Raw genomic sequence first — 23,667 nt, 5'->3', positions numbered from 1 at the left:
TTCCCGTCCGCACACGGGCTGCGTGCGGACACCCCGATTGGAGCGAACCATGACCGCAACGAACCCACCCATCACCCTGAACAACGGCGTACGGATCCCCGCCCTGGGACTCGGCGTCTACCAGAGCGCCCCCGAGGAGACCACCGACGCGGTCCTGACCGCGCTGCACGACGGTTACCGGCTGATCGACACCGCCGCCGCCTACTTCAACGAGCGGGAGGTCGGCGAGGCGATCGCCCGCTCCGAGGTGGACCGCTCCGAGATCTTCGTGACGACCAAGGTGTGGATCAGCGACTACGGCTACGACTCCGCGCTGCGGGCCTTCGACGTGAGTCTGCGCAAGCTGGGCATCGAGCAGCTCGATTTGTGGCTGCTGCACCAGCCCCTGCCGTCCGATTTCGAGAGGACGATCGCGGCGTACAAGGCGGCGGAGAAGCTCCTCGCCGAGGGGCGCGTCCGTGCGATCGGCGTGTCGAACCAGACGCCCAAGCAGCTCGACGAGCTCATCTCCCGCACCGACATCGTTCCGGCGGTGAACCAGATCCAGGTGCACCCCTACTACACGCAGGGCGAGTGGCGCGCAGCGAACGAAAGCCACGGCATCCTGACCCAGTCGTGGTCGCCCATCGCCGGCTCCTACGTCTACCGGGGCGCCGACACCAACCCGCTCGAAGACCTCGTCATCACCGCCCTGGCCGACAAATACGCGAAGACACCCGCGCAGGTCGTGCTGCGCTGGCACCTCGACCACGGTTTCTGCGCGATCCCCAAGTCCGTCAAGGCCCATCGCATCGCCGAGAACTTCGACGTCTTCGACTTCGCCCTGACCCCCGACGAGGTGGCCGCGATCGACGCCCTCGACACCGGCGTACGCGGCGGACCCGACCCGGACTCGCTCAACCTGGAGAACGCCGGCTTCCCGATCCCCGACTAGGGGCTCCCAAGCCGATCAGGCATGTCGTCAGCGCCGCTGACGCTCCACTCCGGCCGGGCCCGAAAGGCTCACGGGCCTGGGCCCGGCCGTGTGTGGCTCTCCCCATTTCTGACACCAAGCCCCTGAACACCTCGGTACCCGTGCGGTGCCGACGCAAAGAACGCAAGAGCGCAATGACCACGAAAAGCATATTCATGAAGCAGCCGTTCAAGCTCGCGGCGATCTCCGCGGCGGCAGCCGTGATCGTCTCGGCACCGTACGCGTCCGCCGTGACCGGGCACGCGGACGCGCAGCCCGCCGTCACCCAGGTGAAGACCGTGGCCGCCTTCGACTTCGCCACCGGCGACGTGCCCGAGAACATCACCGTCGCCCCGGACAATTCACTGACCGTCTCGATGGTGGGCGCGCCCGCGGGCGAACGGCCGGCGCTGGTGCGGATCGCGCCGTCCGGGCACCGCACGGTGCTGGTCACCGGGCAGAAGGGCGACGGGATCACCGGCAACACTCGCGGCCACGACGGCACCGTCTACTACAACGTGTGGTCCTCCGACGCCTCCCGGAACGGGGTGTGGAAGCTGCCGCCCGGCGGCACTCCTCACCGCATCGCGGCATTGCCCGCGGGCGGAGTCCCCAACGGTCTGGCCATCGATCCGGCCGGGCGCACCTTGTACGTCGCCGACAGCCAGATGGGCACCATCTGGGCCGTCCCGGTCTCCGGCGGTCCCGCGACCGCGTGGCTGGTCGACCCCGCCCTCGGGATCAAGGCATCCGCACCCGTGCCGTACGGTGCGAACGGACTCCGTTTCCACAACGGCGCCGTATGGGTCTCCAACCTCAGCAAGGGCACCCTGCTGAGGATCCCCGTCACCACCACCGGAGCTCCGGGCCGGGTCCACACCGTCGCCAGCGGCCTCACTGGCATCGATGACTTCAACTTCCTCAGTGACCACTCCAACGTCGTGTTCGCCGCGCTGAACACGCAGAACCAGATAGCTGTCGTCTACCCGAACGGCACCACCAGGACCGTGCTGACCGCCTCGGACGGCCTCGCCTCGCCCACCGCCACCGCGGTGCGCGGGAAGCGGCTGTACATCACCGACGGCGGACTCAACGAGCCCCACGACGCGCAAGTGCAGAGCGGGAAGATCGACCTCGGCGCGCTGCTCTCACACTGAGCGTCCGGCAGTTCCCAGGCATTTCAGAGGTCGTGACCTGCAGGGATGCCACCTGGGGGTCCCTGCAGGTACCCCCCCCACAACCGAGACTCCCACGTCATCGCTATTCCCGGTTGCATGGTCAGTGCCGCACTTCCGCGGGGGATGGGACACAACTGGCAAGAGCCTGGTGATCACGCTGGACGGCGCCGCCGAGATGTCCACCTGGAGCCTCGGCGCCTGCCACAGCGCGCCGGCCCAGACCAACACCGAGACGACTACGACCACAGCTATGCGCGACGTGCCCCGTTCAGAGAAGGGGGACAAGCGGCAGGGCGCCGCCATCGTCGTCGGTGCATCTCTCGCGGGTCTGATGACCGCATTGGCTCTGTCGCATGCCGGAGTCGACGTGACGATATTGGAGCGATCGGGGGCCGCCCCTCGGACTCGGAAGGGGGCTGCTCTCGGCGGGGTGAGTGAGGCACTCCTCAGCAGAATCACGGGATCCCGTCACGCGCAGAGCGGTTCGGCGCCACTGGGTTCAGTGGCCGCCGGTGTGCAGAGCTGGATGGCGGTCCACGCCCGGCTCCGAGCGGCCGTCGACGCCGACCCCTATATCGAGCTTCGCCCCCACACGATCGTACGGAGCGTCGACCAGGACGCGAGTTCAGCGTGGGTGATCGCCTCGGACCAGCAGACGTTCCGAGGCGATGTCGTGATCGGGGGCGGATGGCCACGGAAGCGTTGTGCGCGGCGGCGTCGCACCCGACAAGCCCGACGCGACGTTCGCCGGCTATCTGATCTGGCTCGGCCTCACCAACGAGTCCTCGCTCGCGTCCTCACGCCGCCTGCCACGGGAGGTCGACATCCTCAGCGGCGGAGAGGACTATCTCCTCGGCTACCCACTGCCCGGCCCCGACGGTTCCGTCGCCCGGGCTCCCGCCAGGTCGGCTGGGCCTGGTACGACGCGAGCCACAATGATCTCCTACGCGAAACGGGCAGTGTTGTCGGCAACGCCGTGCGCCGGTCGCTCACCTCCACCGACATACCGGAGGCGACCTTCCGCGAGCTCGCGGACAAAGCCGAGGACCTGTGGCCGTCGCCCTGGCGCGAGGCCATCCTCGATTGCATCGAGCGGCGTGCCCTCATCGGCACCCCAATCGCCGAGTATGTCCCCGACAAACTCGTCAACGGGCGTCTTGCCCTCGTGGGTGATGCCGCGCATGTGCCGACCCCGATGACCGGCTCGGGCTTCAGCGCATCGCTCTACGACGCCGAGGCCGTCGCCGAATCCGTTGCTGTGGGCGTGCGTGGATCGACGGTGGCGCACGCCCTCACAGGGTACGAAAGGAAGCGGCTCGGCAACGTCCGCGGCATGGTCCAGCCGGGACAGCAGTTCAGCCGCTCCTTCACCGGTCGAGCCGCCTGAGCTCATCCCGGGCGCCGGCGTACCACCCGGCGCCGAATCCACACCGTCACCAGCAGCCTCACCGACGTCGACGACTCCGACGTTGGGCTGGCCCCCGCACGTACCAGCTGAAAGAACTCAAGGCCGACGGGTCCGGCCTCGAACAGTACGAACCGCAGGGTGTCCGCGTCGCGTCTGGCCGCATCGCCCCGTCGCCGTGAGGCGCGGGGCATCCTCATTCGCCCTTGAGCAGACGGGCCAGTTCGTCGTCGACGTCGACCTTGCCGGTGTCGATGGCCGTCTCGATCCAGTCGATGGCTCATGCTCCACCGTCGCCTGGTCCGAGACGACGAAACCCTGCCCGCCCGCTCCGAAGCCATGATCCACCTGGCGATGACCGACCTCATGGCCCGCCGCCTCGTAGGGGAAGTCACCGTCTCCTGGCGTGACCCAAAGTCATCCTCAGACGGGGCATGACCTCTGGCCGGAACCAGTGCAGCATGACGCCCTCGGTCAGCTACAAGGTCGTGGGCTCGCCGGACCAGTGGCCGGCGAAGATCTGGATCGGGACCGTCGTGCCGTCGCTGCCCCGCGCGTGCTCCACCGCGAAGGGGACGAGGGCAGGGATGTCGAGGCCGGCCTCTTCCCGCAGTTCCCGTCTGATCGTCTCTTCCAGAGAGCGATCGTCTGGTTCACGGCCGCCGCCGAGGAGGGACCATGATCCCGGTTCCCAGATGCCGGGAATCTCGTCCCGCAGGTGCAGCAGGTATTCGCCGGAGTCGTTGTAGATCAGCGCTGAGGCGTTCGCCGGTGGGAGCTCCTGCGGCAGTGCGGAGTCGATGGGCGAGGTCTGCTCGTTCACGGGTGCACCGTTCTGGGTTCGGAGTCGGGTGCCGCGGACGCGGCCTGGTAGCCGGCTGCCTGGAGGGTGAACATCTGGGCGTAGTCGCCGCCGAGGTCCATGAGCTGCTGGTGTGAGCCGGCTTCGGTGATCCGGCCGCCGTCGAAGACGAAGATCCGGTCGCACTCGATGACGCTCGCCATCCGATGCGAGATCAGCACGGTGATTTGATCGGCTCTTCCCTTGTTCCGCAGAACCGCCTGATGCACGGCGTGTTCGGCCTTGGGGTCCATGCTCGCGGTCGGCTCGTCGAGCAGCAGTGCGGGGGCGTCCTTGTACAGTCCTCGCGCGACGGCGATCTTTGCCCACTGGCCGGCCGATAGCTCCTGGCCGCCCCGGAATCGTTTGGACAGCACCGCCTGCCAGGTGCCCGGCAGGTCGGCGATGACCTGGTCCGCTCCGGAGGCTGCTGCGGCCTCCCAAGCCCGCTGGGGGTCGGCTTCGGTGAGCGTGCCGCGGGAGATGGTGCACGCCGAGCTCCTCACCTCCCAAGTCACCGACTACGACGAGGTCTTCGGCACCGAGATCACCTGGACGCTGGGCTTCGTACGCGACAAGGGCAAGATCGCCAAGGGTGGTATCGGCGGCTCCGTTGCCTGGTGGTCACTTCGACACCACCATGCCTGCGCTTACCTGACCCGACGATTGGACGATCACTCCCGGGCCGCCGAAATCGCCGCCGCCCTGGGGGACGACCTGACCGTCATGAGAGAGGACTGAGCAAGCGCTCCCTCCTGCGTCTTGCCCGCGGCCCAGTTTCGAGTAACCAGCTGCGCGGCATTCGCGGGCGAGCCCACTGAACGCATTCCCATCTCCTTACGTACTAAGGACATCAGCAGTTCTGTTCGATGCCCCGTCGGTTCGAAAGGGCGATCATGGGAAGCATGGCCTTGAGCTGGTCCATAGCGGCGGTCTCCATGGTGGTGGCGGCCATCAGCGCCGCCAGACTGACGGCGTCGAACGGGGTGACCCGGTTCGCGGCGGGGAACGACCTGTTGATGGCTCTTGGCATGGCCGCCATGGCGCTGCCCGCGACGGCGGTCTGGTTCGGAACATACGGCGTCTGGTGGGCCTCGGTGTTCGGTGTACTGGTACTGGCGGGGATCGGTATGTCCGTCGTCCGCACGCGCGAGCAGGGCTGGAAGCAGGGGCGCCACTGGGCGCACCACATCATCGGCAGCGCGGCCATGCTGATCATGTCGCTGGCGATGCCGGGCGCCTCCTCCGGACCTGTACTCGCGCTCGGCGGGCACCACATGGCGGGGATGCCGGGGATGAGTTCCACGGAGGGCATGCAGGGGATGGAGGGCATGGGCCACACGCAAGGGATGGAAGGAATGGCAGGTATGGAGGGCATGGACGGCATGGCGATGCCGGGTATGACCACCGGCGCCGCCGCCCCTTCCTCCGACTCGGCCACCATGTGGCGTGTCGTCCTCGCGGCCTTCGCCCTGTACTTCCTGCTCTCCATTGTCGCGTCCGTGCGGGCGAGGGTGCGAGGCACGGACCAACCCGCCGCCCGGCGGCGCGGACTGACCGGCCGGCTGCTCGCGGTGCCGGACGGGGTCGTCGTCTTCCTGGTGTCCCTGACCGTATCCGTATGGGACCGAACCCGCAGTGCTGGCCAGGGCAAGGGCGTGGCCAACCACCGTCGGCGCCCCGGCACGTCGCCCACCACGGCGCTCGCCGCCCACATCGGCATGGGCGGCACCATGGCGACGATGCTGCTGATGATGGCCGCCTGACGCTCGCACCCTGACGGCTACGGAGCACCACGAACGACTGTTTGACGAGCCGTCCGCTGAGCGGCTTGCTTCAAGGTCGGGGGACGAGCCACACACGTACCAGATCGGCACATCCGGGCCGCGCAAGAACACCGCGATCGCGCTGCCCGAGAAGATCCTGTCCGTCTTCTTCGACACCGCCAACCGGGCCGGTGGATACCGCACTGCCACGGCCCACGCCACGGCCAGGCCGGAATGAGGGCGAGCCTGGGCTACCGGGCATCAGCCAAACGGGGGATGTAGCCACAGAAGTACAGGCGCCCGCCGGACCGCAGCACGCGCATCGCCTCGGCCCGCGCCGCAGGCACATCTGCGGACGCTTCACAGCACGAGCGAGGCATCACGAGGCCGTCGACGGAGCCGTGAGGCAGATCACGTCTGACGGTGGCCAGATGGCCGCGGCTCGTGCGAAAGGGCGCCGAGGTTGGGGCGACCTGCCGTTTCATGAGACCCGGATCATTACCCTGATCCATTGCGTGAAATCTGTGTACAGCTGTTAACTCCATGTTTCCGGGAGAAGTTTGCGCCGCGCCGCCGGGCAATGGTTACGATCACGGCATGGTTACGGCTTGGTCGCGCTACGGCATGCCGCGGCCCCGCTCTGCGGGGCCGTTGCGTCTGCTGTGGCTGGCCGTCCTGGTGCTCGGCGTACTGGTCACGCACGGCGCGAGCGCTGAGAGCGCCCAGGGGCACGCAAGGGCCGGTGCAACCGCGCCCGCACACGCGTCCGCCGTGATGCAGGAAGGTCACGCGAGCGGGGCCGGAGGAGGCGCCGCTGCCGCGAGCGCATTGCCTGACGTTGCGGCAGCCGACGGCCAGCACGAGGATGACAGCTCGCCCCACCCGGCTGCAGACTGCGTCTCCGGCCAGCCCCAGCAGGACCTGTATCTGGCCGCACCCAGTCTGTCCACACGGTGCCGTGTGCCATCGACGCACCCGTTTGCGTTGGGGAAGCCCGACCCCTTCCGATCGGGGCCGGCCGTTCTTTCGTTGACGGGTTCGAGAGTCTCTGTGGTGCAGCAGGTCTAGATTCCGGCGTCCCCGACTGGCCGCCGCTCTCCTGAGAGATGACAGCCCCGTCCTGCGGGACGGGTCGGCCAAGTGCGGTCAGTTCCCGGCCCCTGGACGTCCGTAGCCACGCTTCCTCGCGTTGAACGGACCGCTCCCCGGTGCCTGCCTGCTCGGATGCCTGCTGATCTCGATCCGCCGCTCCCTCGCCACGCCGTGGGAGCGACGGCCACGCCCCGGAGGAACCATGCCGTTCCACCCCCTTTCCCACGCTCACATCAGCCGCCCGGCTACCAGGGCTCGGCTACGGCGGCTGCTGGTCTTCGTCCTCGGAGTACTGCTGCTGTGGGCATCCGGCTGTTCTGCCACGCACGCTGACGACAGCCACGCGCAGAGCCGACCCTCGGCCTCGGCCGACCTCGTCCCGCTCGCGTCGTCAGACACCGAGCGTGCGATGCCCCACGAACCGCATCCACACTCCGGTGCGCATTGCGCGCCGTACGTGGTCAGCCAAGTGCCTTCGCAAGCCCGGGAGTTGTTCACGGACACGGCGGCCATCGCCGCCTTCGCCGGAGTGGCGGCCGGAGTGACCGCCGCCGTGGCCGGCCAGCAGTGGCTCGCTCGACACGGAGGGAGCAGACCCCGGATACGGCGTTCAGGCCGGTCCACCCTCGCCGTCGTCTGCCGGTGGCGGATCTAGACGGGGCCTTCGCGGCCATCGACACGGGCCGCGCATGCTGCCACCAGGTCCCGAGGCGGATGCCTCTTCCTGGGCCGGACGGCACGCCCGACGAAACCCCGTCACACCACCGATGAGAGCGGAAGATGCACCCGCAGACCACCACCGAGATCACACTTCCCGCCCGCTCGGCCCTGTCCGAGCTCGTGGGCGACACCCCGGTTCTCCGGATCTCCGATCCCCTCACCCCCGCTGACCGGGGGTTCTGGGCGAAGCTGGAGGGTTTCAACCCCGGCGGGATCAAGGACCGGCCCGGCCTGTACATGGTCGAGCGCGCCCGCGCCCGTGGCGATCTGCGCCCCGGCGCCAGGATCATCGAATCCACCAGCGGCACCCTCGGCCTGGGACTGGCCCTGGCCGGCATGGTCTACGGCCACCCCGTCACCCTGGTCACCGACCCGGGGCTGGAGCGGTCCATGACCCAGCTGCTGACCACCTACGGAGCCCAGGTAGAAGTCGTCTCCGAACCCCACCCCACCGGCGGCTGGCAGCAGGCGCGGCGCGAGCGAGTGGCTCAGCTCATGGCCCAGTACCCCGGCTCGTGGTGCCCCGACCAATACAACAATCCCGACAACACCACCGCCTACACCCCGCTCGCGCTGGAGCTGGCCTCCGAACTGGGCCACATCGACGTGCTGGTATGCAGCGTGGGTACCGGTGGCCACTCCGCCGGCGTCTCCCGGGTGCTGCAGGCCCTGTACCCGGAGCTGAAGCTCGTCGGCGTCGACACCATCGGCTCGACCATCTTCGGACAGCCCGCCCGCACCCGGCTGATGCGCGGCCTGGGGTCGAGCATCTACCCCCGCAACGTCGCCTACGACAACTTCAGCGAGGTGCACTGGGTCGCACCGGCCGAGGCGGTGTGGACCTGCCGCCAGCTCGCCGCCTCCCACTACGCCACCGGCGGCTGGAGCGTCGGCGCGGTCTCCCTGGTGGCGGGCTGGCTGGCCCGCACCCTGCCCGCGGACACGAAGATCGCGGCGATCTTCCCCGACGGCCCGCAACGCTATCTCGGCACGGTCTACGACGACGACTACTGCGCCGCCCACGGTCTACTCGACTCCCCGCCACCCGTCGAACCGGAAACCATCGGCCGCCTGGACGAGAAGGAAGTCAGCCGCTGGACCCGGTGCACCACCGTGGTCGACCCGCTCACCCTGTCCGACCCGGCACAGGAGAACGACGCCGCCGAGCTCGCTGAGTTCGACACCCAGGAGGAGGGAGACCGGTGATGGACCGGCAGTCACATTCCGGGGGAACCCTGGCGCAGATGCGCTCCTACCCGCGCAGCGTCCAGCTGTTGATGGTCAACCAGTTCTCCATCAACCTCGGCTTCTACATGCTGATGCCGTACTTGGCCGCGCACCTGTCCGGCACGGTCGGGCTGGCCGGCTGGGCCGTCGGGCTCGTGCTCGGCATCCGCAACTTCAGCCAGCAGGGGATGTTCCTGGTCGGCGGAACCCTGGCCGACCGGCTCGGCTACAAGCCGCTGATCATCGCCGGGCTGATGCTGCGCATCGTCGGCTTCGCGACCCTCGGACTGGTGGACGCGCTGCCCGCGCTGCTCGCCGCATCCGCGGCGACCGGGTTGGCGGGCGCCCTGTTCAACCCGGCGGTCAGGGCCTATCTGGCGGCGGACGCCGGGGAGCGCAGGGTCGAAGCGTTCGGGCTGTTCAACATCTTCTACCAGGCCGGCATCCTGCTCGGCCCTCTCGTCGGCATGGTGCTCACCGGTGTCGACTTCCGCGTCGCCTGCCTGGTGTCGGCCGGGATCTTCGCACTGCTGAGCATCGTGCAGATCCGCAGTCTGCCCGCCCGCCGGGCAAATGACGCACCGACCACCATGGGAAGCGGCCGGCAGGACGGCGTGCTGTCCCAGTGGCGCACCATCGTGGCCAACCGGCCGTTCCTGCTGTTCTCGGTCGCCATGATCGGCTTCTACGTCATGCAGTTCCAGGTCTATCTCGCGCTGCCGCTGGAAGTGCGGCGCCTGGGCGGCGACGGAACGTCCGGGACAGCGGCGGTGGCGATGCTCTTCGCTGTTTCGGGCTTGAGCACCATCCTCTTCCAGACCAAGGTGACCGCGTGGTGCAAAGCCCGTATGGAGCCGGGCCGGGCACTTGCCTGGGGGCTGTTCACCATGGGCGTGGCGTTCTTGCCCCTGCTGGTACCGACGGCCGTGCCCGTGCCGGAGGGCGGAGTGGGGCTGTGGCTGCTCGCGGCCGTGCCGCCCGCGCTCTCCGCTCTGCTCCTGGCGGTGGGAACGATGATCGCCTACCCGTTCGAGATGGACACCATCGTCCGACTCTCCGGTGACCGCCTGGTCGCCACGCACTACGGGCTCTACAACACCATCTGCGGCGTCGGCATCACGCTCGGAAACCTGCTGACCGGAGCCTCTCTGGACGCCGCCCGCGCGGCCGGCGTCTCCGCGCTCCCGTGGATCGTGCTCTGCGCGCTCGGCCTGGCCTGTGCCGCCGCCCTGTACGGGCTGCACCGCACCGGCCGCCTCGCGCCGCCGGTACGCGAGACACAGCCTGAGTCGGTGTCTGCCTGACCGATGGTCCTGCGGCAGGGGGGACGAGCTTTCCTTCGTCCTCCCTGCCGGCCATGCGCCGAAGCCGCCGCCGTATGCGGCCGCCGGGCGGCCGTTCCTCAACGAACCAGTAGGGATTGAAATTCACCGTGAGCTCGAAACCTGTCGTACTCCTGGCTGAAAAGCTGTCGCCCGCCACCGTCGGCGCCCTGGGCCCGGACTTCGAGATCCGGCTCTGCAACGGCGCCGATCGAGCCGAACTCCTCCATGCGATCGCGGATGTCGACGCGATCCTGGTGCGAAGCGCGACCAAGGTCGACGCGGAGGCCATCGCCGCCGCCAAGAACCTGAAGGTCGTCGCCCGCGCCGGGGTCGGCCTCGACAACGTCGACGTCCCCGCCGCCACCAAGGCCGGCGTCATGGTCGTCAACGCCCCGACGTCCAACATCGTCACCGCCGCCGAGCTTGCCTGCGGCCTGCTCGTCGCCACCGCGCGGAACATTCCGCAGGCCAATACGGCACTGAAGAACGGCGAGTGGAAGCGCAGCAAGTACACCGGCGTCGAGCTGAGCGAGAAGACCCTCGGCGTGGTCGGCCTCGGCCGCATCGGCGTGCTGGTCGCCCAGCGGATGTCCGCCTTCGACATGAAGGTCGTCGCCTACGATCCGTACGTGCAGCCCGCGCGCGCCGCGCAACTGGGCGTCAAGCTCCTCTCGCTCGACGAGCTGCTGGAGGTTTCCGACTTCATCACGGTCCACCTCCCGAAGACCCCTGAGACGGTCGGCCTGATCGGCGACGAGGCACTGCGCAAGGTGAAGCGCGAGGTGCGGATCGTCAACGCCGCGCGCGGCGGTATCGTCGACGAGCAGGCGCTGGCCAGCGCGCTCAAGGAGGGCCGCGTCGCCGCCGCGGGCCTGGACGTGTTCGCCCAGGAGCCGTGCGCCGACTCGCCGCTCTTCGAGTTCGACAATGTCGTGGCCACCCCACACCTGGGCGCCTCGACCGGTGAGGCGCAGGAGAAGGCGGGCATCGCCGTCGCCAAGTCGGTGCGGCTGGCGCTCGCGGGAGAGCTGGTCCCGGATGCGGTCAACGTCGAGGGCGGCGTCATCGCCGAGGACGTCCGCCCCTGTGTGCCGCTCGCCGCGAACCTCGGCCGGATCTTCACCGCCCTGGCCGGGGAGGTCGCGGTTCGGCTCGACGTCGAGGTGTACGGCGACATCACCCAGCACAACGTCAAGGTGCTGGAACTCTCCGCGCTCAAGGGCGTCTTCGAGAACGTCGTCGACCAGGCGGTTTCCTACGTCAACGCACCACTGCTCGCGCAGGAACGCAGGGTCGATGTGCGCCACACCACCAGCTCGAAGTCCCCCGACCACCACCATATGGTGACCGTCCGCGGCACCCTGAACAGCGGTGAGCAGGTCGCGGTCTCCGGCACCCTGGCCGGTCCCAGGAACATCCAGAAGATCGTGTCGGTGGGTCAGCACACCATCGACCTCGCGGTCAGCGACCACCTGGTCTTCCTGCGGTACGAGGACCGGCCCGGCATCGTCGGCACCGTCGGCCACGTACTCGGCGAGTCGGGCCTTAACATCGCCGGCATGCAGGTCTCCCGGTCCGTGCCGGGCGGTGAGACGCTCGCCGTCCTGAACGTCGACAGCAACGTCCCGGCCGACGTACTCAACGAAATCGCCCAGGAGATCGACGCCACCTTCGCCCGCTCGGTCAGCCTCGGCTGACCCACATCAAGGTCGCAGAACCCGGGCCGCTCACTGCTTCGGCGGTGGGCGGCCCGAGGCCGCATGCGGCCAAGACGAGCTGCCGTGGTGGCGACCGAGCCAAAGCCCGTCAGGTGGTGACGTACCCGACTCCTCTATCTGCGCGGCCAGTTGGCCGAGCGGGCCGCCCTTCTGAGTCCACGCCGAAAAGGGCAAGCGAAGCGGCAGTTAGGTACGGTTCCCTGCTCGGCTGGTGATTCTCCGGCGCCGGGCGCGAGTGCTGGGCGCCGATCCTTCCCTGGCAAGGTGGCGATGAGGAGGGCACCGAGCGCGACGAAGGCAGCGGCTACGGTGAGCGCGAGTGAGAAGCCTTCCGTCGCAGCGTGCAGAGGGCCGTCCTGCGCGGACAGGGCGTCGCTGCGTCGTGAGGCCACGGTGACCAGAAGGGCCACCCCCACTGCGCCGCCGATCTGTTGAACGGAGCTCATGACGGCCGAGCCGAGACCGGCGTTCTCCTCGTTCGTGCCCGTGAGCGCAGTGATGGTCAGCGCAGGCAGGGTCAGGCCGTTTCCCAGGCTCGTGACGAGCATGCCCGGCAGGACTCCGGATGCGTAGCTGTCGCCCGGTGCTATACCGGAGAGCAGCAGCAGGCCGGCCGAGCAGATCAGGAACGACAGGGCGAGGGCCCGGCGCGGCCCGAGCCGGTTCACGGCACGGGATGAGAGCCACATGCCCGCGAGGATGCCCGCGCAAAAGGGCAGGTAGGCGACCCCGGCCGTGAGCGGGTCGTAGCCGAGGACCGTCTGCACATGGATCATCAGCAGGAAGGCCATGGCGTACAAGGCCATGGAGAAGAGCAGCATCGCGCCGTTGGCGACGACACGGGTCCGATGGGTCAGGAACGACAACGGCACCAGCGGATCGGCCGTACGGGACTCGACCGCGAGGAAGGCGAGAGCCAGGACGATGGCGAGAAGCAGGGGTCCGGTGGAGCCCAGGGCGCCCCAGCCCGATGTCCTGGCCTGGAGCAGTCCGTAGACAAGGGATACGAGGGCGCCGGTGCCCAGTACCGCGCCGGGCACGTCCAGGCGTGCCTGACGGGTGGCCCGGCTCTCTGCGACCAGGAATGGGAGAAGGAGGAGGGCAAGGGCGGCAACGGGCAGGTTGATCAGGAAGATCCAGCGCCAGGACGTGAGATCGGTGAGGGCACCGGAGATCACCAGGCCCGTCGTGCCGCCGAGCCCCGCGATGCCACCCCATACGCCGAGCGCCTTGGCGCGTTCCTCCGGGGCTGGGAACAGCAGGGTGATCAAAGACAACGCGGCCGGGCCGGCCATGGCCGCGCCCGCGCCCTGGACGAACCGTCCGGTGATGAGCTGCCAGGGCTCCTGTGCGAGCCCGCAGACCAGGCTTGCGGCGCCGAAGAGCGCCACGCCACTGAGGAAGACACATCGGCGTCCCTGCAGGTCGGCCAGACGGCCGAACAGCAACAGCAGCCCGCCGAAGGCGAGGAAGTAGGCGTTGACGACCCAGGCCAGGCCCGCGGTGTCGAAGCCGAGGTCGTCCTGGATGCTCGGGAGGGCGACGTTCACCACGTTGTCGTCCAGGACGAGCATGAACTGTACGAGGCACAGCACGATCAGCGCCGGCCGACGGCGGGTGGTGGCCGCGGTCGTACGAGCTGATGCCCCCGCGGTCATGACGGACGTCCCGAGGGCGTGGCCTGCGCGTCCGTACTGTGGTGGCGCCCATGGCGCGGATGACTGATCGGCATACCGCGACGCTATGCACCCGTCACTGTGACCGCGATCCGCTACGGGGTCATGCCATAGCGCATTGAGGACATACGCTGAGCACGTGACCGAGGCGATATCAGGCGCTGTCCCACCCGGACCGGGGGCTATTGTCGTGGGGCACTTCCCCTTGTCCTCGGGCGAGTGGATCCCCCCACACGGCCACCCGCACCACCACCAGTTGGCATGGACTCGACGCGGCGTGCTCGGCATCGCCGTCGACGACAGGTACTGGGTTCTGCCGCCCACCAGGGCACTATGGCTGCCCGCAGGGGTCCTCCACCGGACCGGCGCGACCCGGGACGCGGTGCTGTGCGGCATCTACCTCGCACGAGACCGGTGCGGTCTGGACTGGACGGAGCCCACACCGGTTGCTGTCAACGGTCTGCTGGCCCACCTGTTCGCCCACCTCAGCCGCGATGACCTCCCGGAAGACGCGCGCCTGCGCGCCGAGGCGGTCGTACCCGATCTCCTGCACCCGTTGCCCGCCCTCCCCATCGACGTGCCGCAGCCCGTCGACGAACGGGTGCGTGCCGTGGCCGACGCGCTGCTCGCGGATCCCTCGGACCGGCGGAGCCTTGAGTCGCACGCGCGGGCTGTCGGGGTGAGCCGACGCACCCTGACCAGGCTGTTCGTCGACGACACCGGGATGAGCTTCGATCGCTGGCGCGTCCACGTGCGGCTGCGTGCCGCACTGTCCCTCCTCGCCGAGGGGCAGCCCGTCTCCCGGGTCGCACACGCGGTGGGGTATGCGACACCGAGCGCGTTCCTCGCGGCATTCCGGCGAACCGTCGGCACCACCCCGGGGCGCTACCTCAACGGCGACGTCCTTGACCCCCAGAACGGTTCGGGAAATCTAGGCAACTCGGGTTCGCAGCGCTGCGGTGAGGGCTGTCCTACCTTCGCTCCTTGAGCGTCTTCCGCATCTTGGTGATCTCGGCGATCTGTGCCGTAATAACGTCGCCCGCCAGGGAGCGAGAGTTCTGTTCGTCCTGGCCCTCGGTGGCGCCGCGGGCCCCGCTCGGCACACTGACCGGCTTAACCTGCGCGGGGGCGGGCTGATTCTCACCGTCATGTGGGGTCGAGGCCATGGCTGCGAAGCCAGGCCAAAGGGTCTATCGCATCACCGCCGCCGGGATGCACTTCGAGGTGCAAGTGTGGCCCCGACGAGTTGCCCGAGCTTCCGGAGTAGGCGATGGCCTCTCCCGCCTTGACGTGGCCGGTGCGGACTTTGGCACTGGCGAGGTGGCAGTACCAGGTCTCGGTGCCATCGGGGGCGGTGATGATGACCATGTTTCCGTAGAACGGATTCCATTTGGATTCGACCGTGCCATCGGTGACGGCCATCACCGGGGTGTTCATGGACACGGGGAAGTCGAGTCCGGTATGCCGACTCGACCACATGGAGCCGGCCGCTCCGAACAGTTCGCCGACTCCTCGCTGTGCAACGGGGAGAGCGAACTTCGGGCGGAGCGCCTCCTTGCGTGCCGCTTCCGCCTTTTTTCGTGCCGTTTCAGCTGCCTTGCGTCTCTGCTCCTGCTGTTGACGTTGCTTGAGGTCGATGCGTTGCTGCGTACGGCTGGCGCGGTCGGCGAAGTCGTCCACGCCGCTTGTCAGGCCGGTGAGCTGCGCGTCGAACTTGCCGTTGGCGGCTGATGGCTCGACGGCCGATGTCGTGTCCGGGGCGGCTTGTGCGGCCTTCTCATCCTGGTCGTCGACGCTGACGGCGACGGCCGCAGCCCCTGTGATGGCCATCACGACAGCGGACGGGATGGCGACGGTCAGGAACGCGGATCGCCGGGCGGACGCACGACGGTTACGGACATCGGCACGGCACGGCCCGGGAGAGGCGATCTGCCCTTCCTCGGGGGCGGCGTCATGGAGGTGCGCTACCTGATGGGACGACTCATCGGCCGGAGAGGGGGGGAGTTTCGGTGAGGCAGGAGAGTCGCAGAACACCCCCTCGGAATCCGCAGAGGTGCCCGTACTCCATGTCTGCGTCTGCGACTCGCACTCTTCGAAGCATGCTGCGGGGTAGGTCCCATTGCGCCACTGGCCGGTGGAGTCCTCCCGCTGGGCTATGTGCCCGCTCGGGTCTGCCAGGCCAGGGTCAGTCGCGGACGGGCTCATCCCCGCATGACCGGGCGCGTCCCACATCGTGGTGGAGACATAGCGCGGGTATGACAGCTGATAGGCGGACGCGTCGTAAAGGGTCGCCGTGGTGTCGTACACGCTGGGCATCGCACCGAAGAGCGGGTCCTCGTCGTCGTAACCGCTAGATCTCACACCGCCGTGCTGGGCACCATCGGGGTAGGCGTGGTAGATCCCGTACGCGTCGTCGGAAGCCTGACCGCCCCCGGCCGGGGCCCAGTCTCCCGACGACTGTTGCTCGTAAACCACTGGCTTCTCTTCTGTCTTGGCAGCAGGAGCACCGGCCGCGACTGTGTTGGGGCGGTACGCGGCATCGGTCATCGTCAACGGGTCTCAGTACTCCAGCGAAACCATCCCCTTGTGTGCAGGCGCCTGAGGTTGGAGCGCAGACCTCAGAGTGAGGCCGCGGATCCACCGCACAGCTAATCTACTTAACAATATAGGTGATGGTGGGCCGGGGGTCTCACCCTCGCCGAGGCTGCTCCTGCTTGGCCTGGCGGCGCTTCCCGGCTCGATCGGCGGGAGGTCGGCCCTCTACCCGGTCAGAGCGATGGATCGGGCTTCGCCTCGACAGGGGCGCGGTGTAGCGGATATCGCTCGTCGAAGGGCCGCACCTTCCCGAGCGTCACGGCACCGATCCACGTCACCAGGAATGTCACCACGATGACGATGCCGATCGTGTTGAGGTCGATGCCGGTGAGCCACGACCACGGCCGGTGGTCCGCCGCGCCCAGCTGCTCCGCGAGCAGTGAGACCAGCTCCACGGTGCCGACGACGAAGGCGACGAAGATCGAAAGGCCAGTCATGAGTGGCGGCAACGTGCCGTCCGCGGCCGAACCCGCCGCCAGGCCCAGCGCGCCGACCTGGGTGGCGGTATCGAATCCGAGGCCGAAGAGCAGGCCCACGTAAGCGGGCGCGGGCCGTCTGTGCGAGGGGGGAGAGGCCCATGGGCAGCGGACGTTGCCCGTCGACAGCAAGCCCGTGCCCCGCCACCACGGCAGCATTGCCGACGCGGCCGACATGGCGTTGCATGGCGGGTCAGTGGCCGCCGCTCGACTCGACGGCGAGGCGCTTGGTAAAGGTCTTGCCGCTGTCCTTCGACTCGTACACGCCGCTCTGCGTCGCGGCCAGGACGTGCTGGGCGTCGACGGCGGTGAGCGCCTGAGGCTGTCCGCCGGGGACGGTGGCGAGCTTCTTCCATGTGGCGCCGCCATCGGTGCTGCGGCTCAGCCTGCCGGAGGTGTCGATGCCGTAGAGGGCGTTCTGGGTCTTCCAGGAGAGAAAGGCCATCACCGGCTGCTTGCCCTTGGCGAAGGTCTTGCCGCCGTCGGTACTGCGGGCGACTCCTTCCGCGGTGGTGGCGAGGACGAGGTCGGCGTCGTCCGGATTGACCGCGAGGTCGAGCGCCTGGAACGTCGCCCCGTCCTTCCAGGTGGTGCCGTCCTTGGTGGTGCGGAGCAGGCCGTTGGTGGAGTCGTAGCCGTAGACGGTGCCGTGTGCGTAGTCCAGAGCGTGGAAGTCGGACTTCCCTGAGAGGGAGAGCGACCTCCAGGTCCTGCCCGCGTCGGTGCTCTTGATCAGTCCCTTGTTGCCGGGGCCGTCCGCTCCGGAGGCGGGGTGGCCGCTGGCGTAGAAGGTCTTGCCCTGGGCCACCGTGAAGCCCATGAAGTCGTCCTTGCTGTCGCCCACCAGCTTGGGATTGCCTTTGGAGTCGGGGGTGTAGATGCCTTCGTGAGTCGCGACGTACAGGCGCTGGTCAGACGGGTCCAGTCCGAGGCCGTGGATGTGACTGACGGTCGTGACGGCATCGGACGAGCCCGTGTCGCCGTCTCCGCTGGAGCAGGCGGCCAGTGTGAGGCCGAGGGCGACGGCGGTGGCTGCCTGGACGGCACGGTGCATCTTCATGAGTCCTCGGGAATCGTGGGGGCGGGCCGGGACATGACCGGGCGCGGCCCAAGTAAAAGGAGTGTGAGGGGGCGACCGCCCCGGGCTCCCCGGAGTGACCGGCTGAGCCCGGAACGGTCAGCGTGTGATCGGATCAGAGCTTGTCGAGGATGCCCTGGAGCTGCTTGACCTCGGCGGTCTGGGTCTTGACGACATCGTCGGCGAGCTTCTTCGCGGTGGCGTTCTTACCGTTCTTCTGCTCGTCCTTGGCCATGTCGATCGCCCCGTTGTGGTGGTCGATCATCATCTGCGCGAACATCTTGTCGAAGCCGGTGCCCTTGGCGGCCTTCAGCTCCTTCATGTCCTTGTCGGACATGATCCCGGGCATGCCCGAGTTGTCGGAGCTGCCGGAGCCGTGGTCCATACCGGGCATGCTGCTGTCGGACCCGTGGTCCATACCGGGCATGCTGCTGCCGGACTCGGGCTTGCCCCAGGCCTTGAGCCAGGACTTCATCTTCTTGATCTCGGGATCCTGGGCCTTCTCGATGTCCCCGGCGAGGGTCTTGATCGTGGCGTCCTCGGCACGCTCGTCGGCGAGCTTGGACATCTCGACGGCCTGCTCGTGGTGGGGGATCATCATCTGGGCGAACTTCACGTCCGCGTCGTTGAACGCGCCCGGTGCGGGGTTCTCCCCGGTGGTCGCGCTCGCCGAGGCGGAGCTCTTGCTCTTGCTCCCGTGGCCCATGCCGCTCATGTCGTCGTCGTTGCCACAGGCCGCGAGGACCAATCCTGCGGCGGCGACGGTGCTGACCAGAGCGATGCGGCGGACGCGCGGACGGAGCGTGCTGCGCTTGATGGCGGTCATGTCGAAAACCTCGTGGTGTCTGTTCTGCGGAAAGTCTGCCGAACGGGGTGCGTGGGCAGCACAAGCTGCCCACGGTGGCGTTCGGCCTAGATCCGCAGGACTGACAGTTGAGCGAGGTCAGGCGGTCTGCGCGGAGGAGGATTGGGACGCAGGGCCGCCACGGCGCCATCGCGAAGCCGTGCCAGCCACTCCGTCCTGCGACTCAGAACCGCGCGGAGAAGACCGGCGAGAACCCACGTGCCGAGCACAGCCACGCACAGCGAGGCCATGTCCATCCCCATGGCCGGGGAGTGGGAGGACGCCTTGCTGTCCTGATGAGAATCCGAAGAGGGCGAGGAGACGACAACGTCCTGCGCCGAGGACATGCCTGCGCCCTTGTGGGCGGTCGTGGCCGATGCGTGAGCCGCTCCCATGCTCGCGTTGGAGGCGCTGTCGGGATGGCCCATCGAGTGCATCACGAAGACGCCCATCGCGAGCACGACGACGAGCAGCAGGTGCCCGAGGGCGCCTCCTGTTCGTACGTATCGGCTCACATGCACGTCGTGACTCCATCTGTGGTCGCTCCGCTCTCCGACAGTATCGAAGCGGACCGGATCATGCTGCGCGGGTCGGGCCCGGGAGTGACCTACTAAGCTATTTGGCAGTAATCGTAACGGCAGAGAGGCGGCGCATGCATACGTGGACGCCACGTCAGTGGGTGGCGGCGTTGGCCGTGGCCCTTGCCGCCGGAGCCGCGATCGGTGTGCCGACCGGAGTCGTACCCACGCCCTTCTATACCCGGATGACCCCGGTGCTGTGGTGGAACTATCCGGCTTGGGTGGCGTCGTCCCTGCTCATGGGACTGCTGGTGGCGACGTACGTCAATGGGCCTCCGGCCGCGCCAACCGATGGGCCGCGAGGGCGCCGGGCGCTGCTCGCGGGCGTGCTGTCCGCGTTCGCCGTCGGCTGCCCGATCTGCAACAAGCTGGTGGTGCTGGCCCTCGGGGTGAGCGGAGCCCTCTCGTACTGGGCCCCCGCACAGCCCGTCATGGCCATGGCCTCGCTGGCGCTGCTCACACACGCCCTGGTACGGCGTCTGCGTAGGGCCGCCGCTTGCCCCGTGCCGACCGCACCCTCTGACCGAAGGTCCGCAAGGCTCCAGGACTCTGCCCACTACGATGAGCGGTCACTGGTGCCGGAGGCTTCGCATTCCGGGGGCGAAGGGAGCGATCGTGCGTCAGCTGGGTGAACTCGAGGCGGAGATCATGCACCGCCTATGGGCCTGGGGGCGGCCGGCGACCGCGCGCGACGTACTGGTGGACCTCAGCAAGGAGCGGCCCATCGCCTACAGCACAGTGAAGACCGTGGCCGACATTCTGCACAGCAAGGGCATGCTGAAACGACACAAGGAGGGGCGGGCCTGGGTGTACGAGCCCACGTGTACCCGGCAGCAGTACACGGCGGCGCGGATGCAGGAGGCGCTCGGCGGTAACCCGGATCCGGTCGGAACTCTGGTCAGTTTCATCGAACAGATCACGCCGGAAGAGGCGGACGCCCTGCGCTCGGCTCTCCGAGCGGCCAAAAAGCGGAGCGATGCGTGATCACAGCCGTGGCGCTGGCTGGATACGCGGCCTTGGTGGGCGCCGCGATGCCCCCTCTACTGTCACACGCGCGATGGCCTCACCGTGCTCCGGTCCTGGCGGTCCTCGCATGGCAGGGACTCATGGTGACGTTCATCGTCGCCACTGCACTCGCGGTGTACCACTTGGCCCTCACCGAGCAGCATGTACACGAAGGTTTCCTCGGGCTGCTCAGCGTCTGCGGTCTGGCCGCCGACGCCCCGGTAACCGAGTCCGCGCCCAACTCCGGGGACGCCCTGGCGCTCAGCGCTTCCGCCATGATCGTGCTGCTGCCGCTCGGCTGGTTCGTGCTCTGCACCTGGAGGGCACGCCGAGCACGGCAGCGCCATCTCGACATGCTTGCCCTGATCGGTGTGCCGGCCCCCGGATACGACGCCACGGTCGTGGATCATGACGCACCCGCCGTGTACTGCCTTCCCGGGCGTCGGCGTCGTGTCGTCATCACCCGGGGGGCCCTCGATGTCCTCTCCGATGCGCAGATGCGTGCCGTACTGGAGCATGAGCGCGCTCACATCGAGAGCAGACACCACCTTCTCCACCTGCTCGTGGACGCCTTCTCCCGTGCCTTCCCCGGCCTGCCGCTCGCCCGGCACGCCAAGGAGCAGATCACGCTGCTGGTAGAGATGATCGCGGATGACAGAGTCCTACGAAGCCACTCCAGGGACGCGTTGGCGACCGCCATGTGTGAGGTAGCCGCGGGGCAGACGCCGCAGGGAACTCTGGGCGCCGGCGGGCCGGGTGCCCTCATCCGACTGCGCCGCGTCCTCACACCGCAACCCCGGCCGCACCGTGTGACGTGGCTGGGTGTCGTGGCAGCCAGTACCGCGGCTCCGCTGCTGCCACTGCTGGTGGCCTGCGGACCCTGATCACACCAGCCCCCGCCCCACTCCTGTCCCACACCTCCCGGGAGCCCCGGCCCGCCTTCCTGCCTGCGCCAGGGGCGCCGCTCGAGCAGAGGCTCCCGGTTCGCGAGGTGCTGCCGACACCATACTGCTATGCCGCTTAGCGGGGCAGCGGCGGAGTGCGAGAGTGTAGCGGGAGGTCGTCGGGGCGCCGGAGGTGCAGTCCCAGTCCTGCGCAAGGCAGGTCTGTGTCCGAGGGCATCACGCCGCAAGGGTGGTTTGGACAGCGGTTGTTCATCGCCTCGGGAGGCGGTTGGATCGGGCCGGGGCCGATGTTCACGAGAACGGGAGGCACCCCTGCTCCGGGGCGTATTGAGGTGGTGATCTATCAAGGGAGGCTGTGGTGGCGTGGTCGACGGGGTTGCTCGGGTTCGTTGCCGGGCTCCTGATATCGGTGGCCACCTCGCCCGTGGGCGTCTCCGGAGCGGTCTTCCTGCTGCCCGTGCAGGTCAGCGTCCTGGGCGTGCCGAGCCCGGCGGTGACACCGACGAACCTGCTGTACAACGTCGTGGCCGGCCCCGGCGCCCTCCTGCGCTATTGGCGAGCCGGGCGTCTGGGAGGACCGCTGACCCGCCTGCTCATCGCGGGTACCGTGCCCGGCGTTGTCATCGGTGCAGTGATCCGTGTCTTCGCCGTTCCGGGCCCACGGGTATTCCGCCTCCTCATCGCCGCGCTGCTGCTGCCGCTCGGACTGTGGCTGTGGCTGCGGACCGTGCGCCCGGCACCAGCCCGCGCCACGCGCCAGCCGTCGCCCCGCGCGACGACGTCGCTTGCCCTGGCCGTCGGTTTCGCCGGGGGCATCTACGGGATCGGGGGCGGCTCCCTGCTCGGCCCGATCCTCGTCGGCCGCGGAGCACCGGTGGCCACCGTCGCGCCCGCCGCTCTGGCCTCCACGTTCGTGACGTCCGTCGTCGGGGCGATTACCTACGCGCTGCTCTCCCTGGCCGCCACGGGTGCCGTCGCTCCCGATTGGCTGCTGGGCCTGTCCTGCGGGGTCGGGGGCCTGGTCGGCGGCTACGTTGGCGCCCGTCTCCAGCCGCTCCTGCCCGAGACCGCGCTTCGGCTCCTGCTGGGCACCCTCGCCACAGGCATGGGCGCGCTCTACGCGGTCCAAATTCTGCGCTGACCGCGCATGGCTCAGCTCCCCTGGCACCGGGCCGCTGTCGAATTCCGATGTGCAGAGCCACCGCAAAGGGCCGTGTTGGATCTGGGGGAGCTGGTTTTCGGGGGGCGCGGCTGTCGGCCCGTCATACGGCATAAGGGTGAGGTGCGGGCCTGCGCGTGAGCGCGGGCGGCATTCTGGCGTGCTGTCAGGCTGGCTGGCTGGCCCAGTTCCGCGGAGATGTCCGTGAGCTGGTCCAGTCGGCGCTGGAAGCTGGGGTGGGTGGAGAAGGCCCAAACCGGTCAGTCGTGAGAGACGACAGCGACTGGGCACAGCGCGTGGTGAATGGCGGCATGGGCCACCGGCCCGAGGCCCGGTGCCAGGGCGGGGCGGTCGCGCCGTCGGCCCACGACCAGAAGGGCCGATCCTGACGCCGCATGCGCCATGGCCCGGCCGGCGCTGTCGCACATGACTTCATCGATGACCCGCACCCCTGGGAACTTTCGCTGCCACGGGCGGAGCGCCGAGCGCAGTTCCTGGCCTGCCGCCCTCGCGATGGCTTCGGCGGCCTCGGAGCTCGAAGACCAGAACGGGGAGGCCGGGACCGGCAGGCGCTCGCAGTGGACGGCGCGGAGCGCGTGGCCACGGCGGGAAGCGGCACCGAAGGCGAACTCCAGTACCTCCTCGCACGCCGGGCGCAGGCTCAGTCCCACGACCAGGAAGTAGCCTTCGACCGGGCCGACGCCACACGAGCCGAGCACCAGCATCTCGGCCTGGTGCGCGGCGGTGAGCAGGGCGGTGGTGACGTCCTCCGCGACCAGACTCGTGGTGATGGCCAAGCCCGGGTAGCGCGTGCGCAGTTCGCTGTCCGCAGTGTGAAGGAGGCGTTGCGCCCCTTCGCGATACGCTTCCTCCTCCCAGATGCCCTCCCTCGTGGGCGCGGCCGGGGCGCATGCATGGACCAGCCGCAGCGGGAGCCCGCGTAGCACGGCCTCACGCGCCGCCCAGTGCGCAGCGGCCAGGCTCTCCGGGGAACCGTCGAGGCCCGCGGTGACGCGAAGTTCCAAGGTTGCACCTCCGTCCCGGCACGAACCAGTCGGTCAGGCTTCCCGCATCGAACCCATGCCACAGGATTTGGTAGTCGGCCTGCCAGCCCCTGCCTGACCAGC

23 protein-coding genes and 2 pseudogenes are annotated in these 23,667 nt (G+C 68.6%); 15 read left to right on the top strand and 10 right to left on the bottom strand.

Translation table 11 applies throughout. The annotated features are described in order from the left end of the window. The first annotated feature begins 49 nt into the window (after nt 1-49). The 4 genes and pseudogenes from ACZ6CL_RS27960 (at nt 50) to ACZ6CL_RS27945 (ending at nt 3,517) form a co-directional block, all read left to right on the top strand. Nucleotides 50-934 (top strand): aldo/keto reductase, encoded by an 885-nt coding sequence (locus ACZ6CL_RS27960; protein WP_468940214.1) that lies wholly within the window; start codon nt 50-52, stop codon nt 932-934. A 194-nt stretch (nt 935-1,128) separates the two neighbouring features. Further along, nucleotides 1,129-2,109, top strand: coding sequence for an SMP-30/gluconolactonase/LRE family protein (locus ACZ6CL_RS27955; RefSeq protein WP_468940211.1), 981 nt, complete (start codon nt 1,129-1,131; stop codon nt 2,107-2,109). Between the two features lie 196 nt (nt 2,110-2,305). After that, nucleotides 2,306-2,539, top strand: a pseudogene (locus ACZ6CL_RS27950) (FAD-dependent monooxygenase); the annotation flags it as partial. 567 nt (nt 2,540-3,106) lie between these two features. Further along, the gene (locus ACZ6CL_RS27945; protein ID WP_468940462.1) at nt 3,107-3,517 is read left to right on the top strand and encodes an FAD-dependent oxidoreductase; all 411 of its coding nucleotides are present in this window, start codon (nt 3,107-3,109) and stop codon (nt 3,515-3,517) included. 214 nt (nt 3,518-3,731) lie between these two features. On the opposite strand, the gene ACZ6CL_RS27940 is transcribed toward ACZ6CL_RS27945, so the two are convergent. Beyond that, a complete protein-coding gene (locus ACZ6CL_RS27940) occupies nt 3,732-3,791 on the bottom strand; it encodes a hypothetical protein (protein WP_468940459.1) in 60 nt (19 codons plus the stop codon). Between ACZ6CL_RS27940 and ACZ6CL_RS27935 the strand changes: the two are divergent. After that, nucleotides 3,788-3,973 (top strand): annotated as a pseudogene (locus ACZ6CL_RS27935) (IS5 family transposase); the annotation flags it as partial. The gene ACZ6CL_RS27940 and the pseudogene ACZ6CL_RS27935 overlap by 4 nt on opposite strands. 40 nt (nt 3,974-4,013) lie before the next feature. On the opposite strand, the gene ACZ6CL_RS27930 reads toward ACZ6CL_RS27935, so the two are convergent. Beyond that, complete coding sequence (locus ACZ6CL_RS27930) at nt 4,014-4,358, bottom strand: NUDIX domain-containing protein (protein ID WP_468940209.1); 345 nt, start codon at nt 4,356-4,358, stop codon at nt 4,014-4,016. Beyond that, nucleotides 4,355-4,882: an ATP-binding cassette domain-containing protein gene (locus ACZ6CL_RS27925; RefSeq protein WP_468940206.1), complete on the bottom strand. Its 528-nt coding sequence runs from the start codon at nt 4,880-4,882 to the stop codon at nt 4,355-4,357. The genes ACZ6CL_RS27930 and ACZ6CL_RS27925 overlap by 4 nt, the downstream gene beginning before the upstream one ends. On the opposite strand from ACZ6CL_RS27925, the gene ACZ6CL_RS27920 reads away from it, so the two are divergent. From ACZ6CL_RS27920 to serA, 5 genes are all read left to right on the top strand, one after another. After that, nucleotides 4,860-5,117 carry a hypothetical protein gene (locus ACZ6CL_RS27920; RefSeq protein WP_468940203.1) on the top strand — a complete coding sequence of 86 codons (258 nt, stop codon included), beginning with the start codon at nt 4,860-4,862 and terminating at the stop codon, nt 5,115-5,117. The genes ACZ6CL_RS27925 and ACZ6CL_RS27920 overlap by 23 nt on opposite strands. A 164-nt stretch (nt 5,118-5,281) precedes the next feature. Then, nucleotides 5,282-6,142 (top strand): DUF5134 domain-containing protein, encoded by an 861-nt coding sequence (locus tag ACZ6CL_RS27915; protein ID WP_468940200.1) that lies wholly within the window; start codon nt 5,282-5,284, stop codon nt 6,140-6,142. A 1,872-nt stretch (nt 6,143-8,014) separates the two neighbouring features. Next, on the top strand, nt 8,015-9,160 hold the full coding sequence (locus ACZ6CL_RS27910) for a PLP-dependent cysteine synthase family protein (protein WP_468940198.1): 1,146 nt from the start codon (nt 8,015-8,017) through the stop codon (nt 9,158-9,160). After that, nucleotides 9,160-10,485 carry an MFS transporter gene (locus tag ACZ6CL_RS27905; RefSeq protein ID WP_468940195.1) on the top strand — a complete coding sequence of 442 codons (1,326 nt, stop codon included), beginning with the start codon at nt 9,160-9,162 and terminating at the stop codon, nt 10,483-10,485. The genes ACZ6CL_RS27910 and ACZ6CL_RS27905 overlap by 1 nt, the downstream gene beginning before the upstream one ends. 128 nt (nt 10,486-10,613) lie before the next feature. Beyond that, nucleotides 10,614-12,203 carry a phosphoglycerate dehydrogenase gene (gene serA / locus ACZ6CL_RS27900; protein ID WP_468940193.1) on the top strand — a complete coding sequence of 530 codons (1,590 nt, stop codon included), beginning with the start codon at nt 10,614-10,616 and terminating at the stop codon, nt 12,201-12,203. 134 nt (nt 12,204-12,337) lie between these two features. Here serA and ACZ6CL_RS27895 read toward each other — a convergent pair whose 3' ends face one another. Next, nucleotides 12,338-13,882 (bottom strand): MFS transporter, encoded by a 1,545-nt coding sequence (locus tag ACZ6CL_RS27895; RefSeq protein WP_468940191.1) that lies wholly within the window; start codon nt 13,880-13,882, stop codon nt 12,338-12,340. Between the two features lie 157 nt (nt 13,883-14,039). Here ACZ6CL_RS27895 and ACZ6CL_RS27890 point away from each other — a divergent pair, with 157 nt between their 5' ends. After that, nucleotides 14,040-14,888 (top strand): helix-turn-helix domain-containing protein, encoded by an 849-nt coding sequence (locus ACZ6CL_RS27890; RefSeq protein WP_468940188.1) that lies wholly within the window; start codon nt 14,040-14,042, stop codon nt 14,886-14,888. Between the two features lie 158 nt (nt 14,889-15,046). Here the strand turns inward: ACZ6CL_RS27890 and ACZ6CL_RS27885 are convergent, their stop codons facing one another. The 5 genes from ACZ6CL_RS27885 to ACZ6CL_RS27865 form a co-directional block, all read right to left on the bottom strand. Continuing rightward, complete coding sequence (locus tag ACZ6CL_RS27885) at nt 15,047-16,447, bottom strand: M23 family metallopeptidase (protein WP_468940186.1); 1,401 nt, start codon at nt 16,445-16,447, stop codon at nt 15,047-15,049. Nucleotides 16,448-16,668: 221 nt separating this feature from the next. Further along, nucleotides 16,669-17,031: a HoxN/HupN/NixA family nickel/cobalt transporter gene (locus ACZ6CL_RS27880; RefSeq protein ID WP_468940185.1), complete on the bottom strand. Its 363-nt coding sequence runs from the start codon at nt 17,029-17,031 to the stop codon at nt 16,669-16,671. Between the two features lie 133 nt (nt 17,032-17,164). Next, nucleotides 17,165-18,025 carry a F510_1955 family glycosylhydrolase gene (locus ACZ6CL_RS27875; RefSeq protein ID WP_468940457.1) on the bottom strand — a complete coding sequence of 287 codons (861 nt, stop codon included), beginning with the start codon at nt 18,023-18,025 and terminating at the stop codon, nt 17,165-17,167. A gap of 139 nt (nt 18,026-18,164) precedes the next feature. Continuing rightward, nucleotides 18,165-18,875, bottom strand: coding sequence for a DUF305 domain-containing protein (locus ACZ6CL_RS27870; RefSeq protein ID WP_468940183.1), 711 nt, complete (start codon nt 18,873-18,875; stop codon nt 18,165-18,167). 86 nt (nt 18,876-18,961) lie between these two features. Beyond that, on the bottom strand, nt 18,962-19,321 hold the full coding sequence (locus tag ACZ6CL_RS27865; protein ID WP_468940454.1) for a DUF6153 family protein: 360 nt from the start codon (nt 19,319-19,321) through the stop codon (nt 18,962-18,964). Between the two features lie 224 nt (nt 19,322-19,545). Here ACZ6CL_RS27865 and ACZ6CL_RS27860 point away from each other — a divergent pair, with 224 nt between their 5' ends. From ACZ6CL_RS27860 to ACZ6CL_RS27845, 4 genes are all read left to right on the top strand, one after another. Continuing rightward, a complete protein-coding gene (locus tag ACZ6CL_RS27860; protein ID WP_468940180.1) occupies nt 19,546-20,103 on the top strand; it encodes a hypothetical protein in 558 nt (185 codons plus the stop codon). Continuing rightward, a complete protein-coding gene (locus ACZ6CL_RS27855) occupies nt 20,087-20,455 on the top strand; it encodes a BlaI/MecI/CopY family transcriptional regulator (protein ID WP_468940179.1) in 369 nt (122 codons plus the stop codon). Before ACZ6CL_RS27860 ends, ACZ6CL_RS27855 begins: the two co-directional genes overlap by 17 nt. Next, on the top strand, nt 20,452-21,360 hold the full coding sequence (locus ACZ6CL_RS27850) for a M56 family metallopeptidase (protein WP_468940177.1): 909 nt from the start codon (nt 20,452-20,454) through the stop codon (nt 21,358-21,360). The genes ACZ6CL_RS27855 and ACZ6CL_RS27850 overlap by 4 nt, the downstream gene beginning before the upstream one ends. A 379-nt stretch (nt 21,361-21,739) precedes the next feature. Further along, a complete protein-coding gene (locus ACZ6CL_RS27845; RefSeq protein WP_468940175.1) occupies nt 21,740-22,522 on the top strand; it encodes a TSUP family transporter in 783 nt (260 codons plus the stop codon). Between the two features lie 278 nt (nt 22,523-22,800). On the opposite strand, the gene ACZ6CL_RS27840 is transcribed toward ACZ6CL_RS27845, so the two are convergent. Continuing rightward, nucleotides 22,801-23,565 carry a universal stress protein gene (locus tag ACZ6CL_RS27840; protein ID WP_468940172.1) on the bottom strand — a complete coding sequence of 255 codons (765 nt, stop codon included), beginning with the start codon at nt 23,563-23,565 and terminating at the stop codon, nt 22,801-22,803. Between the last annotated feature and the right edge of the window lie 102 nt (nt 23,566-23,667).

It is taken from the genome of Streptomyces sp. NPDC041200, from assembly GCF_055591805.1.
This window is presented reverse-complemented; position numbering and strand designations above follow the sequence as displayed.